Origin of the sequence: Longibacter salinarum (assembly GCF_002554795.1) — a bacterium.
GTDB classification, from domain to species: Bacteria; Bacteroidota; Rhodothermia; order Rhodothermales; family Salinibacteraceae; genus Longibacter; species Longibacter salinarum.
Map to the genome: position 1 here is coordinate 658552 of NZ_PDEQ01000002.1, position 15712 is coordinate 674263.

A 15712-nucleotide genomic window follows, 5' to 3' on the forward strand; every position below is an offset into this window, starting at 1 on the left:
ACCATACGGTACAGAATGAATACGCGACTATCTGCATTCTTCGCCCTGCTCGTTGCTGGGCTGCTCGTCCTGAGTGGCTGCTCGGGTGGAAACCCGAACATCGGCGCCGCTGAGGACGCCATTGAGGCGGGTAATCCCGATCAGGCGATCGAAAGCGCTCAGACCGCACTCGAAACGGACTCAACGAACGCGGAGGCTTACTCGCTCATCGCCCAGGCGTACGTACTGAAAGGGGATGAGACGACTGATCCGAACCAGCGTTCTGAGTTCTTTACGAAAGCACGTGAGGCACAGGAAAAGGCGGTTGAGATGGATCCCAGCCTGCGCGGCGACATCCAGAGTCGACGGCAGCTCGCCTATATTCAGGAAATGCGCCTCGGCGTCGAGGCTTTCAACGCGGCACGTGAGTCCGGTGACACTACGGATTACGCGAAAGCAGCGGCCTACTTCGGCGGTGCCAATGCACTTGAGCCGGACTCACTAGATGCTCACCTCAACGAAGCATACGCCCTCCTGAACGCTGGTCAGCAGCAGGAAGCTCTCGCACCGTTGGAAACGTACGTTTCGCGCGCCGACAGTGTCGGCGAAAGCCCGTACACGATCCTCGGTCAGGTGTACTTGACGAATGATCAGCCTGAAAAAGCCATTGAAGTGCTGCGTGAGGGTACGGAGCAGTACCCAGAAAACGCGGAGCTCCAGTCGTTGATGCTCAATGCGTTCAATCGGATCGATGATCAGGAGCGCGCGATGTCGGCGTACCGGGAGCAGATCGAGAGAAATCCGGAGAATGCGCAGTTCCGGTACAACTACGGCTCGATGCTTCTCACGGCCGATCGCTACGAAGGTGCCGTCGAGCAGCTGTCGAAAGCAGCCGAACTCGACCCCGACAACCCGCGGATCTTCTACAACCTCGGGGCGGCTTACATCAACCAGGCCGCGGCGATCGATGACAGCATCACCACGATCGAAGACCGAGCACGCGAAGCAGACCGTGAGCTCACGAGCGACGAGGAGGGCACCCTCGACGAACTCGTCGAGCAGCGTGGGCAGCAGTTCCAGAGCGCTGTGCAGCCGCTGGAGAAAGCGTACCAGCTAACAGCACAGGGAGATGAGTACCGTCAGGACATCTGCCGCGCGCTCTTCCAGGCATACGTCAACACGGATCAGCAGGAGAAAGCCTCACAGGTTGAGTCCTGCGCCGGAATGGGTGATAGCTCGAATGGGTCGACGCAGTAACGCGACGTGTTCACATCACCCGTCCAGTCCGACTGGATAGGTTTGCGACCCGGCTCCAATTACGGGCCGGGTCGTTTTTTTTGTATCCATCGGTTGCGCGTTCGTCGTCGCACCGTCTCGGCGACATGTTGCTTCCGGAACGTTTGACCGGGGCAACGTTTTCCTCCGTCGCCGACAGCCCCAACATATGTTCTGGGGCGAAACCGTTCTTCTCGACCTGACTTTCTCCCATTCGCATGGCTGACGACTCCTCCCCTCGCTCTCTCGGTTTTGGTACTCGCGCGGTCCACGCCGGCCAGAAGCCGGATCCGTCAACCGGGGCGGTGATGACCCCGATCTACCAGACGTCCACATATGCGCAGGAAGCACCGGGCAAGCACAAGGGCCACGAATATTCGAGGGTGACGAATCCGACTCGGTCGGCTCTTGAAGGAAACCTCGCCGGACTCGAAAATGCAGAGCATGGTATCGCATTTAGCTCTGGAGTGGCCGGGATCGATGGAATCATGAAAAGTCTTCGTCCGGGCGATCACGTCGTAGCCTCGGACGACCTGTACGGTGGCACCTTCCGCCTCTTCCGTCAGGTGTTCGAGCCGTTCGGCCTCTCGTTCTCGTTCGTCGACATGACGGATCTGGACGCAACGGAAGCGGCGATGACCGACGACACAAAGCTCGTGTGGGTCGAGACGCCGACGAACCCGTTGATGCGGATCGTCGACATCGAGGCCATCACCGAGCGCGCGAACGCTCGCGGAATCGATGTCGCAGTTGATAATACGTTCGCATCGCCGTACCTGCAGCAGCCGCTTGCTCTCGGTGCCGATCTCGTGCTTCACTCTGCAACGAAATACCTCGGCGGCCACTCGGATCTGATTCTCGGGGCGGTATGCACGAACTCCGATGAGTGGGCGGAGAAGCTCCGGTTCCAGATCAAATGCACGGGGGCGAATCCGGGACCGATGGATTCCTTCCTCGTCCTGCGGGGCACGAAAACGCTCCATCTCCGCATGGATCGGCATTGCCACAATGCCCGACATCTGGCAAGCTTTCTAAATGATCACCCGAAGGTCGGACGGGTTCTATATCCTGGACTCGAGAGCCATCCGGGTCACGAGATCGCCAAGAAACAGATGGATGACTTCGGCGGGATGATCTCGTTCGAGCTTGCCGACGACAGCATGGAGAAGGCCGTCCATGTGCTAAAGAGCACGGATGTGTTTACACTTGCCGAAAGCCTTGGAGGCGTCGAAAGCCTTATCGAACACCCTGCGTCGATGACGCACGCGTCGATCCCGGCAGAAGAGAGACGGAAGATCGGTCTAACGGACTCGCTCATCCGCATTAGCGTGGGCGTCGAAGAACTCGACGACCTGAAAGCCGATCTCGATGCTGCACTTCAGGACGTGTGACCGTCTGGAAGAATCCGGTGCGGCGAGAGATCACCAGCCGATGGTACCTGCACCGCCCTTGAACGGCCCCACCACGGAGTCGGTGATCCATCCGCCATAGAAATCGCCTTCCTGGGCGCGTGCTTCCTCTTCGCCGACGAAGCACGCGTCCATTTTACTGGCGTAGAAGGAGACGTGGTCTTCGAGGACCGCATACGGCGAACGAGGCGACGGGTATGCCCATGCGGCCTGCCGGGCCGTCCGGTCCCCGACGGTGATGTCGTAGTAGACTGCCCGACCCTTGTACTCGCACATGGATGTGCGATTGAGGCGATGGAGGTAGTCCATCTCGATATCTCCGGGAGGGAGATAGTATGTCGGCGGGTGGCTGGTCTCCAGGATTCGGTACGCCTGCGTCGTATCCGCGATCGTCTCGCCGTTGAAGACGACACGGAGACGCTGTTCGACCGGCTCAATAGCCGGTGGTCTGGGATAATCCCAAACCGATTCCTGATTCGGCCCGGGTTCGATTCGGCGAGTCATGACGGTCGGTCGAAGGAGTCAAGCGAGCGTTCTAAAGTTCAGTCCGGCGAATCCTCGTCGGCGTTCACGGAGAGCCAGTGTTGCGCCAGCCGATCGATTTCTGCGCGAAGGGGACGATCTTCGACGATGGGTTCGACGCTGGGCATCCAGGGGGGAACCGGTGACGCAGGTCCGGTTGCACGATCGGCGTCACGCAAGTGGGTGAGCTGCGCTAGTGCGATTCCGAGAACCGACAGAATTGGCGCGAGTCGCTCGGTCTGCTCGTACGCGGTTCTACCGGATAACGTGCCCATCGACACGACGTCCTGGTTATCCCCATTCGTCGGAATGGAGCTCGTCGCGGTCATCTGCGCGTGATGACGAAGCTCCGAGACGAGCGCCGTGGCGGTAATCTGTGCGCCTGCAAGACCACTGGTTGCGCCCGGTGTCCATGCCAGAAGGAGAGGGGCGTCTCCGTTCCTCGCCGGCGTAAGGAGCAGGTCAATTTGTCGCTCTGCGAGCACCCCCATCTGTGTTATCGCTGCGTTGAGAGCGTCGGCAGCCAGGGCGATCTGCTGTCCCTGGAAGTTACCGCCGTGAAGGACCGCGGGGTCGTCCCCGCTGATCACGACGGGGTTGTCGTTCACCCCGTTGAGTTCGGTCTCGATGATGTTCTTGGCGTAGGCGATTTGATCGCGACAGGCACCGATGACCTGAGGGGCGCAACGAATCGAATATGGCTCCTGCAGCGGTCGGTTATCGGAACGCTGAAACGGTCCATGGCGGAGAGCTTCGGTCCGAATAGAGGCAGCGGAATCGCACTGTCCGTTGTGGCCACGGGCCGCGTGAAGCCGCGGGTCGAGCGCCTGCAGTTCACATCCGAGGAGGCGGTACATCCAGCCGGTTAGACGTTCGAGGTGGCGGACGATGCGCCGCATTCGTGCGAGCGCCAGGGCCGCGTACGCCGTCATGAATGCTGTACCGTTGACCAATGCCAGCGCATCACGACCGTCGAGATCGAGCGGCTCGATGCCTATACGGTTTAGACTGTTCTCAGCCGGTTCGATCGATCCATCTGCACGCAGCACCCGGCCTGTACCGGTCATGACCCGTGCAGCGTGTGCGAGGGGCGTCAGGTCACCGCTCGCGCCGACGGAGCCGATCTCCGGGATCGCAGGTGTGATCCCGTGTTCGATCAGAGACGCGAAGCGCTCCAGAGCCGTGAGTCGGATCGCAGAATATCCCTGCGCGAGCGATTGAAGCCGAGCGATGCACATCGCCCGAGCGACTTCGCGGGAGGCCAGCGCACCCGAGCCGGTCGACAGATGAGCCAGAAGGCCTGCGCCGTGCAGCGTGCCGCCGCTTTCAGCCGATTGGAAATCGACGAGGGGGCCGAAGCCCGTCGTCACTCCGTAAACTTCGTCGCCACGCTCACGGGCGCTCTCCAGCGCCGCCCGCGCATCGCGAAGGCTATGCTGTGCCGCATCGGTTAGCTGTAGAGTCAGGCGCTTCGTTTGCGCGGCCGACTCCAGCTCCTCACACGTCAACGAGACATCAGGGCCGAGCGTAAGAGAATGAAGATCCGCGGGAGAGGCACCGGTCGACATGCGGAAATACTAAGACGAAGAAGAGGGAGCGGAGGAAGAAGACGACGCTTCCTTCGAAAACGTTCGTTGTAAGAAGGCGTCCATTTCTGTACGGGCAACGGTTCCTTTCGGGGTGCGATGCCAGTCTTTTTCAGGTATAGACCGAACCTCGATTAAGCGCTGACTAATCGAACCGATCGCATTACAAATGGCTTCTCTGGATGGAGCCGTAGAATTCGGTTCTTTTAGTCGAATGGCGAGTGCGACGTTATCACCGTCTGGACTGAACAGGAAGGCTTCTTCGATCGAAGTGAACCGCTGCTTGACGACGCTTTCCACGTGACCCGCGGCGACGAGGCGACCGTTCGAGAGCTTGAACGTGTTGTCCGTTCGGCCCCGGAAGAATAGGTCATCGCCTTTCCGGAGGGCGAGATCTCCGGTTGCAACTCGACGGTCCGGATCCTCACGTTCTAATTGACCCTCTCGCCAGACCCCGATACAGGCATTGTCGCCGGAAAAGTGAAGCTCGCCGTCATCCGCGATGTCGACGCAACAGCCAAGCGGTTGTCCAAGGTAATTCGCCGCCCAGTGTCCGGGTGGACCCAGTGCGATCCCCGGAGATGCTTCGGTCTGCCCGTAGCCAGCGCGAAGAGACGTTCCGGAGAGGAGTTGAGCCAGGGATCCGGAGACCGGAGCTCCGCCGACGATGCCGCCATCGAGTGAGCACAACATGCCGGGACCGCCATCTGCGTCTGCGATGCGGTCGATGACGAGGGGAACGGCAGTGAGGTGCGTGGCTCCCCAGGCCCGGGCGAGGCGTAGCAATTCCTCGGGATCTCGGCCACCATTGGGGTCGCGTATGATTTCCGCTTCGGAGAGGAGGGCCGGCAGGAAGTCGAGAACGAGACCGAATGCATGATCCCACGGCAAAACCGAAAGCGTCCGTGCATTCCGGAGGCCGAGCAGCGGCATGTGAGTCGCGAGAACCGATAGCACGTTTCGGTCCGAGAGGGCGACCCAGGTTGGCGATCCTGTCGTGCCCGACGTGCTGAGAAGAAAGCGCACGTCCGGGGTCCGCGGGCCGGTCACGTCACGGAGAGACTTCGGTGGTTCGGCTGGCCCGGTGAGGCCTTCCGGACGCCATGTGTGCGGTGTTGCACAGGCCGACGTAGGGACACCGCACCGCATGCCCTGGTCGGTCACCGCTGCGCGGGCATCCATGGACGCCAGGTGCGCATCGATATCGGCCTCCGGGGGGAGCATGACGAGCGTCACTCCCTGCCAGAGCGCAGCGACAACCACCTGCGCGAACGCAGCGGAGGGCGACAGCGAAATCAGAAGGCGATCGCCCCGCTGAAGTCCCGCCTCACGGAAGGAGTCAAGCCAGAGTCGGGATCCGGTCCACAGGGACGCAGCTGGCGTGATCGTCTCGTCCGCTATGAGTGCAGGCAGAGCACGGTCGCGCAACCGGTCATAAAGTAGCTCGTGCCACGGGTTCGATGCACCCTCCGCAGAAGAAGCCGATGAGCAAGCCGCTTCGTATGCGGAACGGATCGCACCGGTATCACCATCGCATTCAGATGGCGTACGGCGACCCCAGCAAGAGTCTGAAGAAGGCTTAATGGATCCGTTTCGGCCGATCATCTGCGTGGTGAACGAAAAGTCTGTCGTCGCGGCACGGTATCCAACCCGTCGAGTCCGTGACGTGAGCGTGGCGAGTGGCTGCCGAGCGGGTGCCACAGAACGAGTTCGGCTGCACCGTTCCGTCCATGCGTTGAAGACGATGGTGCCGTTTAGGATTCGTCGTTTTCGTTGCGCCTCTCGTCTGTTACAGCAGTTTGTCAGAGCAATGAGAGACGAGCGGGCTCCTGGCTGACGACGATCAGAATTTCTGGACGATGATCCAGTTGTTGCTTTCTTCGTCCCTATACATGTGTACTTCTACGAGCGTCGGACGCATCTTGTACGTGTAGGTATATGTGAACGACTCGTCCAACTCGCCCCGCCGCACGCCCTTCTTGAAGCGCCCGCGGAAGAGTCGGTTGTTTGTGCACGGCGCGACCTGCGTGAAGAAGTTGCGTCCTTCCGCCTCTTCCTTTTTTACACCACTGAGGTCAGATTCCCACTGGTTGAAGAATTCGACGATGCCCTCGTCATCTACCTTGATGACGCCGAAGTCCGTCTGGTCCAGGGTGTCTTTGTCCTGATGTCGGAGTTTCTCGCCGAGCTGATCGTCTTCGAAGTGGAGTTCGGTGTCATTCACGGTATCATCGGACGCGTGTCCGTTCGAGGCATTCATAGATTCGTCAGTATCTGCGTCGAGGAAGGGGTATTTCTTGTTTTTATCGTCTGCCATGGTCTAAATCGGTCGATAGAAAGGCTGCCGGTGGTGCGGCAGACCTCGTCTTTGCGCTATGTAATCAACGGAGGAAGGTGGGGAGCCGCAAGTGCACGTGCATCAATAGACTTTTGATCTGAGGTATTTTTTCCGAGCGCTAGCTGTTTAAGCGGCGAAGGAAAACCCAGTTGTTGCCAGTTCCCGTACGGTAGAGGTGGACGGCAAGATTGATGCTCGGCTCCGTCGGGTGTACGATGGTATACGGAAAACGTACATTTAAGTCGTCGTTTTCCACCCCGGACTTAAACCGTCCACGGAAGAGCGAATTGCTCGTTCCGGGCGCAAGCGAAAAGAAAAAGTTTCGGTCGACCAGAGACTCGCCGCGTGATCCATGTATGCCCGGAAGCGTCTTGCTGGCGGCATCGTTCGCGTAAAGCACGCGCCCCTCGTCATTCAAGCGCAGAACTCCAACGTCTAAACGGTCCAGCTCGCTGTGGGGTAAATCCGAGAGACGGTTGAGGAGCGACGGGTCGACTACGTGGGGCGCGCCCTCGTCGGCGGTTGTGTTCGCCTGCTCATCGCTACGACCGGCGTTCCCTGGTTCTTCCTGTTCTGCATATACATTCTTGAGCTGTTCCTCCAAGCTCTGTACCAGCTGGACAACGTGCTGAGGATCGGATACGCCCAGTTCATTCTGAAACAGGTCCGTGGCCGACTCGGACGACATCGCATCGCGCCGCTTCTCTAGATTGATCTTCTCTTTGGCGAGCTCGTCCAATTTGTCTTCCAGTTCCGCCAGTCGTGTAGCTTCCTCGGCGTCGCGGTCGTCAGAGAAGCCATGCTCCCGTTCCTCATAAAGCGTATCCAGTTGCGACTCCATGCTTTCGATCATGGAGATCGCTTGATCGATACTCTCGATTCCCTGCTGCGACATCTTCTCACGATCGGCGTACAGGGCTTCCAGTTGCTGCTCCATGCTGGAGATCATGCCGATGACGCTCTCCGCGTCGTCGAGATTGACGCGTGTAAGTCGTTCGCGGGCCTCGTACAATTCTTCTAGCTGGCGGACGAGGCCGTTGACCATTTCGACAACATCGCCCGGGTCGGATACGCCAAGCTCACGCTGCAACTTCTCTTCTCGTTCTGATAGCGCTCGACTGCCATCGCCGGAAGCGACCGGTAACGCAGACTGTTCGGCATCTCGGTTGGCGTACAGTTCGTCGAGTTGCGAGGCCAGCCCACGCACCATTTCGATGACTTCCTCCGACGACGTTACTCCGAGTTCGCGCTGTAGCCGCTCTTCCCGGGCGAGGAGGCGCTGCAACTGATCGAACGTATCCTCGTCTTCGAGTCCGGAGCTCTGCTCCTCAAGCCGTTCCTGCGCCTTTTTCTCCTCGTACAGCTCGTCGAGTTGTTTCTCCATGCTATCGACCATAGACAACGCGTCATCCACACTCGTCAGGCCCGCTTCAACGAGTGCTTCGTGCTGCGTCTCCAGAACTTCAATCCGGGAGAGGAGTCGCTTTATTTCTGTTGGGACTTCCTGCGGTTGGTCGACCTGCAGGAGGTTGAGGGTCGGCTCCCATGAGGCGACGCGATCCCGCAGTTGGTCGACGCGACGGTCGATTTTCTGGAGGAGGTCGAAGGCTTCACCTGTGTCGAGTGAGCGCGCCGCAACCTCGGCCGTCTCTTGCATCGAGTCGAGTTGTAACTCCTGCACGCGCTCCATCGCGGCGGCAGCATTTTCGACGTTCAGGATATCGCAGAGCTCGGCCCACCGTGCGTCACGTTCTAGATCGGATGAATGGGCGTCGTGAGAGGACATGGAGCGGAGAGAGGCTGTGAGCGAGCGGCCATCGGGAGATGGTGCGAACAACTTGCAAGCCGTTCGTATTCGCATCCAAAAATGGCCGTTCCCCGGACACCAATTCAATTTCTCAACCGTTACACCCGAGTCCGTTGTTCGGCTCCTGGCGATGTGGAGACGTAGAGGCCCTGACAATACCTCATTCGAGCTGCGAGCGGCCCCCCATTCGCGTCGCTGCGTCGCTCAACCGCGTCGGGTTCACCTGCTTCACGCGCCTGAATCCCGCCCGGTTCGCTCGCTCTCTATCATCGAAGCACGTTTTGTTAGGGCTTTTAACCTGATTCAGTGCTTTCCACGTGTCGGGCTGATATTGGGTTTAACCCTGCCCACTAGCTCCCGGACAGTTTGGATTTCAAACCGGAATGTCTTCGTAGGTCAACGAAAAACGGATCTCGTGCGTCTCATGCGTCCTGGAAACGAGACGTTATCGTCGAACATGACGCACTCACAAACTCCCATACCCACATACTCCCATCCATCTCAGAGCAGCCGCGCCTAGGAATGCTGAAATGACACACGCTCCAATGAACGTGTCCGGTAGGTAGCCCTGCCCATTCACCTTTCTTTTAGCGGTTCTGAGCCAGTGGCCTTAAATTAAACGTCCAGTCTCCGTTCCGTCCTTTTCCTTTGCTCTGCCTCGTTTCTCTCTCCCGCCCGTGGTACACTTGGACGTTGTAATTCCGTCTCATACGAATCTGGACGAGCGTTCTCGGTATCAGGAGAGCGACGTTGGCCTTTCGGCCTCTCTCGTTGCACGTGTTATTGTTGTTGCGGCGACATTGTGCTTTCTGGTGTTAGCGCCGGACGGAATCGAACATCTCGGCCTGTCGATGCTCGCGATGGTCGGTCTCTGTGCGAGTGCGGGTGACGATCAGTTTGATCGAAGCGGCGATGGGGTCCGGTCCGGTCGCATGACACCGTACCCTGCTCCCGGACGTGGAGTGGACGGCGAATCGGGACCGTCCAACGACGACGAGGTGACTGATCTCGATACGTTGAGCCGCGACGAGCTGGAGGCGGCTCTTCGACGTGAGAGATCACTTTCGCAGGGGATCGTAAGCAGCCTGGACGGCCTGTTTGTGATGGTGAACGGTCGTGGGGAGGTGCTTCGGTGGAATGAGGCCTTTGCGAGTGCAGCGGGTCGAGATGGAGATCGTCTTCGCGGGCGCTCGCTGAATGACCTGTTTCCCGAAGTGGGGCGGCGTCTCGATGTGATCGTACAGCGGGCCATGGCCGAGGGGCGGGCGACGATGCAGGCCGAACTGGTGGGAAACACGGGTCGGCGAGCACATTCGTTACGGCCCCATCGTCCCGTTCCCTACGTTCTGGCCGCGACGCGCGTGGTGGACACGGAGGACCGCGTAAGCGTCACCGGGACCCGCCTCGACGAGCAGAGCGCTGTGCGCCAGGCACTGCGTGAACACGAGGAACGATATCACCTCATTGCTGAGCATGTTGCGGACGTCATTTCCCGACACGCTCCCGATACGACGTGTCTGTATGCTTCACCCTCTACGACCACGCTCGTCGGATATGACCCGGAAGATATTGTGGGCCGGCGGATCGTGGATCTCGTCCATCCCGAGGATCGGTCCACTATTCGAAAGATTGTTTCGGCGGTTTTAGACGGGGAGGTCGTAATTGACCGACTCCGTCTTCGTCATGCGAAAGGGCACTATATCTGGGTCGAGGTCACCAGTCAACTACGATTCGACCCCGCGACGGGGGCTCCACTCGATGTCATCGCGTCCACACGCGACGTAACGGATCGCGTCCATGCCGAGCAAGCATTGCAGGAAAGCGAGTCTCGCTTTCGCCAGATGGCAGAGAACGTGGAAGGCGTCTTCTTCCTCTCAACGAGATACGAGTTTTTGTACGTCAATCCCGCGTACGAAAGTGTGTGGCGCCGCTCGACCGATGAACTTCATCGTCAGCCGTTATCGTTCATTCAGCCGGTGCACCCGGATGATCGCGACCAAGTCTGGAAGGCATTGCACGATCTCTGGGAGTTAGAGCCTGACGAATCACTCTCGACGGATTTCAGGATCGTGTATCCGAGCGGCGAGGTCCGATGGATTCGATCGGTTTGCTCCCGCGTGCCCATGAGCGTCGGTCCGGACCGCTTCGCCGGCTACGCGGTGGATATCACAGAGCAGAAGACGCAGGAGGAGGCGACACGCCAGAGTGAGGAGCGCTGGCGCCGGCTCGTAGAGTCGCACATGGATCCGATCATGATCAGTATCGACGGACAGATCCGCTATATTAACCCGAGTGGTGCAGAGCTTTTCGGTGGACGTCCAGACGAGCTGATTGGCTACGACTTAATTGACCTGGTGGAGCCGTCCTTTCGAGAGGAAGTGACGAAGCGAGCGGCAAACGTGTACGCCGGCCAGAATACAGAACCGTTCGAGCATCGCGTTCGGCGACTGGATGGAGATGTGCGAATTGTGGTTGCGCAGTCCGTCGCGATCCAGTATGACGGTCAGCCGGCGGCTCAAACTGTGGTGCGTGACGTGACGGACTGGCGGCGTGCTCAGAGTAAGCTCGAGTACCGCGTGCTGATGGAAAACCTGATCGTCGATCTATCGACGCGGTTGATTGACACCGGGTCGGAGATCACGGACGAGACGATCGAAAATGCCCTTGGCCGGATCGGTCCGTTCGTCGGTGCGGATCGGAGCTATGTATTCCTCGCATCGGAAGATGGCACCGACTTCCATTATGTGTATGAGTGGTGCGCTCCTGGCATTTCGGCGCAGAAGGAAACGGCTCCCCACGTCCCGGTTGAGAAGTACCCCTGGTTTCACGAGCAACTCAGTCAGATGAGACCGGTCCACATCCCTCGTGTGAACGAGCTACCGCCGGAGGCCGGTGCGTTTCGTCGTCTGCTTGAGCCCCAGAACATCGAATCGCTCGTCGTTGTCCCGATGACGGACGGCAACCGGCTGGCTGGGTTTGTCGGATTTGACGCTGTTCAGCAGGCGCGATCCTGGGAAGAAGAGACCATCATGCTCCTCCGCGTGCTCGGGGATACGTTCGCGAACTCGCTCGCCCGGATGGAAACAGAGCAGGCCCTTCGAGAGCGAGAGGCGCAATACCGATCGGTTGTGGAGAATGTGCGGGACATCGTCTTCCAGACGGATACGCACGGACGATGGACCTTTTTGAATCCAGCCTGGGAAGACGCGACCGGGTTTTCCGTGGAGGAGAGCCTCGGGCAGCACTTCGATGAGCAGATTGAAAGCGAGTACCTGGAGGAAGGAAACGACACCGTGTCGATACTGATGGGCGAGGAGGAGGGGCGCTACGAAGTGAAGTTGCATGGTCGAAAGGGGACGCGGTGGATGGCCCTCTTTGCTCAAGCCCTCTACGACGAAGACGGGAATCGATCGGGCGTCGCGGGAACGCTCCATGATATCACGGAACGGAAAGAGATGGAGCGGAAGACGCGCGAGGCACTTCAGCGAGAGCGAGAATTGAATAAGCTGAAGTCCAGTTTCGTGAGCATGGTGTCGCACGAGTTTCGGACGCCGCTTTCCACGATTCGAAGCTCGTCGGAAATGATCGCGCGCTTTATCGAGCAAGAACAAGATGAGAAGCGCGACAAGTATCTATCTCGAATTCGTCGCCAGGTGGATCGGATGACCCGCTTGCTCGGAGATGTCATAACGACGAGTAAATTGGACGCGCAAAACAACGGCCCCGACCTTTATCCGACGGATCTGCGCTATTTCATGCGGGAGATCGGGGAAGAGATGCGCTCGCACTTCGGTCAGAATCGTCAACTCAACATCCAGTGGAGCAACATTCCAGATCGGTTGCCTGTCGACCGGGATCTTCTCCACCATATCGCTGGCAACTTAATTTCAAATGCTCTGAAATACAGCCCCGACGATGAGCCCGTCGTTGTGAACCTGGCGGTGGAAGACGAATGTCTACTGGTTCGTGTTCGAGATCGGGGAATCGGGATTCAGGCCGCCGATGAGCCGCACCTCTTTCAGGCGTTCTACCGTGGCGAAAACGTCGGTAAAAAAGAAGGCGTGGGCCTCGGAATGACGATCGTACGGCGGGCCATCGATGTCTACGGCGGAAACATTAGCTGGGCTGACGCGCCAGGAGGAGGGACGACGTTTGTCGTCGAACTTCCCCTTGCCGAAGAGCCGGAATCTGGCTCACGGAGCGATTCTGAAAAACATGAGATGTCGACACCCGAATGCGAGGATGGAAAACAGGAGGTCGATTAACCATGAGCCCCCGATGCCTTGCCCTGTATACTGACGGCACTGATTCGTTGGCGCTGCGAATAATCGTAACATCGGGATGTGTACCGCCATGTGACGGGACATTATTTTCGATCGAACAACTGAACACACGTTCGCGGCGGAATTCTGGCGTTTCGTGGGTATCCGTATTGAAAATGCGGAATTCGTTTCCGTTCTTACCTTAAATATCGCCACTCAACGGTCCACCGGCCCGTCCTTCATTTCTGTCCCACTACTGGGGTATTGAAACCCTACTCAGAGCTAGGTCAGATCGTCGTACGATGTTGTGTTCTGCTCTTCTGGTATTATGTTCTGACCCCATCGGACGAAGGGCCGGCGATTCCCACGCCGGGTGAAGATGCACGCCCTTCCTTACAGATGATCGCTCCCCTCGCATGAAACTTATACTTCTTGTAGAAGACGAGCCCGAACTTGCTGACACGCTGGTCGACGGGTTAGAAACACACGGCTACCGCGTGCACCATACCGAGGATGCAGAGGAGGCCCTGGTCCAGACGGCCGTCCATCGGTATGACGCCATGATTGTCGACTGGATGTTACCTGGGATGAACGGCCCAGAGCTCATTCAGGAGCTCCGTGAGAAGGATTATGTTGCTCCCGCGTTGATGTTAACGGTTCGTGATAGCATTGAGGATCGCGTGCATGGTCTCGAAAGCGGCGCGGACGATTACCTGACGAAGCCGTTCTCCTTTGAGGAACTGCTCGCGCGAGTCCGTGCGCTCCTTCGACGTCCGTCGGAGTGGTCTGCGCTCGATGAATTGCGGATTGGTCCGCTCCACATCGACACGGCCACGCGAAAGGTGGCGATTGAAGACGCACCAGTCGAGCTGCGTAAGAAGGAATTCGATTTGCTTCGGCTACTCGTTGAGCGGGCACCGGCTGTCGTCTCCCGGACCATGATTGCTGAGCGGGTCTGGGGATCTGAGTATGTATCCGACAATGCGATCGACGTAACGATCTCCGGGCTGCGTCATAACATCCAGGACGCGCAGGAGGAAAAGGAAAACATCCGGTTAGAGACGGTCCGAGGCGTTGGATACCGCCTTCACGCGGAGTAAACCGCTCTCGTCCCGCATCAAAGAACGAACCCGCAGCCGGCTGACAGCCGACTGCGGGTTTTTTTATGACAGTAATTCTGGGCAGTTAGACGTTGTCCCGGTACCTGGCCCAACCCGTGAGAAATCTACCGTTGTGGAAGTGGGGGCAGATGACGAAAATGAGATACTATCGCTTCTGGACCATGACCCAGTTATTGTTCTGGGCGTCGCGATAGAGCCGCACATCGACGAGGGTCGGCCGCATCTTGTACGTAAACGTATAGGTAAACCGCTCATCCATGGAGCCGGACTGAACGCCTTTCTTGAAGCGGCCCTGGAAGATGCGGTTGTTGCTACATGGAGCCAGATGGGTGAAGAAGTTTCGGCCCTGTGCGTCCTCTGGCGCGACGCCCGAAAGTCCAGACTCGTAGCGGTTATAGAACTCTACGTACCCCTCGTCGTCAACCTTGACGATTCCAAAATCAGCGCTATTGAGCTGATCGCGATCCGCCTCGTGCAGCTTTTCCCCGATATCATCGTTGTCGAAGTCCAGAAATGATCGGGACCCAGAGCCTTCATTTGATGTCTCGTCCGATCGGTCATCCTTCGACGGGGATGAATGAGTGAGGCCACGATCTTTTAGAAAGGAATAGAGGTCTTGCGATGAAGGGCTCGTCATGGGACGTAGACGTTGATCAAAAAGGGTAGCTCAACATTCCTTCAAGGCGTAGAGATATTGCATGAGCGGACGAACGACGCGCGAGTCGGGTCCGATACACTACACCAGATCGTGAGCGACCGCGTCACTGCTTTTGAACAAGAATCCAGTTCTGACCGTCGTCATCTCGATACAGACGGACGTCTACCAAGGTCGGACGCATCTTGTACGTGTAGGTATAGGTGAAGCGCTCATCCAACTCGCCTTTTCGGATCCCTTCTTTGAAGCGTCCGCGGAAGAGTCGATTATTGCTGCAAGGGGCAAGCTCGCTGAAAAAGTTTTGCCCTTCTGCATCGCTTGGGGCCACGCCGCTCAACTCCGACTCGTACTGGTTAAAAAATTGCACGACGCCGTTATCGTCGATACGGATGATACCAAAGTCGGCGTCGTTCAGCGCATCTGGGTCGGTGTGCCGAAGCTTTTCTCCAACGTCGTCTGTATCGAAGGACAGGTTCGAGTCCGATTCTTTCGCCGCGGACTGAGCGTCGTCTTCAAAGTCGTTTACGGCGCGGAGGTGGGAGCCGTTCTCCTCCGAATCGGATGACTCTTCGTCCTCAGAAATATACTCCTTTGATTGCAAAAACGAGTACAGATCGCTAGAGGGGTCGGGCATTTCTGGTCGGGGGCTTGAGCGGATAAGGGCGCGAACAAGTGAACAGCGGGAGCAAAAGAAGACATCGTCTGGCGAGGAAAGCAGGGGCGGAGTCGGCACGGTACGGGAATTCCCCCTGTCCTCG

The 15712-nt window shown here is 58.3% G+C and carries 11 protein-coding genes; 4 read left to right on the plus strand and 7 right to left on the minus strand.

The window, feature by feature from the left end:
- Positions 1-15: 15 nt before the first annotated feature.
- Entirely contained in the window at positions 16-1236 is a 1221-nt protein-coding gene (locus tag CRI94_RS06030) for a tetratricopeptide repeat protein (RefSeq protein ID WP_098074751.1), read from the plus strand.
- Positions 1237-1472: 236 nt separating this feature from the next.
- Positions 1473-2645, plus strand: coding sequence for a cystathionine gamma-synthase (locus tag CRI94_RS06035; RefSeq protein WP_098074752.1), 1173 nt, complete (start codon positions 1473-1475; stop codon positions 2643-2645).
- A gap of 30 nt (positions 2646-2675) precedes the next feature.
- On the opposite strand, the gene CRI94_RS06040 is transcribed toward CRI94_RS06035, so the two are convergent.
- The 5 genes from CRI94_RS06040 to CRI94_RS06060 form a co-directional block, all read right to left on the minus strand.
- Positions 2676-3167 (minus strand): DUF427 domain-containing protein, encoded by a 492-nt coding sequence (locus CRI94_RS06040; protein WP_098074753.1) that lies wholly within the window; start codon positions 3165-3167, stop codon positions 2676-2678.
- 38 nt (positions 3168-3205) lie between these two features.
- Positions 3206-4753, minus strand: coding sequence for an HAL/PAL/TAL family ammonia-lyase (locus CRI94_RS06045; protein WP_098074754.1), 1548 nt, complete (start codon positions 4751-4753; stop codon positions 3206-3208).
- A gap of 9 nt (positions 4754-4762) precedes the next feature.
- Complete coding sequence (locus CRI94_RS06050) at positions 4763-6199, minus strand: AMP-binding protein (protein ID WP_179862184.1); 1437 nt, start codon at positions 6197-6199, stop codon at positions 4763-4765.
- Between the two features lie 415 nt (positions 6200-6614).
- Positions 6615-7088, minus strand: coding sequence for a PAS domain-containing protein (locus CRI94_RS06055; protein ID WP_098074756.1), 474 nt, complete (start codon positions 7086-7088; stop codon positions 6615-6617).
- A gap of 139 nt (positions 7089-7227) precedes the next feature.
- Complete coding sequence (locus CRI94_RS06060) at positions 7228-8895, minus strand: coiled-coil domain-containing protein (protein ID WP_098074757.1); 1668 nt, start codon at positions 8893-8895, stop codon at positions 7228-7230.
- Positions 8896-9593: 698 nt separating this feature from the next.
- On the opposite strand from CRI94_RS06060, the gene CRI94_RS06065 reads away from it, so the two are divergent.
- Entirely contained in the window at positions 9594-13181 is a 3588-nt protein-coding gene (locus CRI94_RS06065; protein ID WP_143815317.1) for a PAS domain S-box protein, read from the plus strand.
- A gap of 413 nt (positions 13182-13594) precedes the next feature.
- Complete coding sequence (locus tag CRI94_RS06070; protein ID WP_098074759.1) at positions 13595-14278, plus strand: response regulator transcription factor; 684 nt, start codon at positions 13595-13597, stop codon at positions 14276-14278.
- 166 nt (positions 14279-14444) lie between these two features.
- Here CRI94_RS06070 and CRI94_RS06075 read toward each other — a convergent pair whose 3' ends face one another.
- Both CRI94_RS06075 and CRI94_RS06080 read right to left on the minus strand, forming a co-directional pair.
- A complete protein-coding gene (locus CRI94_RS06075; protein WP_098074760.1) occupies positions 14445-14936 on the minus strand; it encodes a PAS domain-containing protein in 492 nt (163 codons plus the stop codon).
- Between the two features lie 124 nt (positions 14937-15060).
- Positions 15061-15588, minus strand: a complete 528-nt coding sequence (locus CRI94_RS06080) for a PAS domain-containing protein (protein WP_098074761.1) — start codon at positions 15586-15588, stop codon at positions 15061-15063.
- Positions 15589-15712 lie beyond the last annotated feature (124 nt).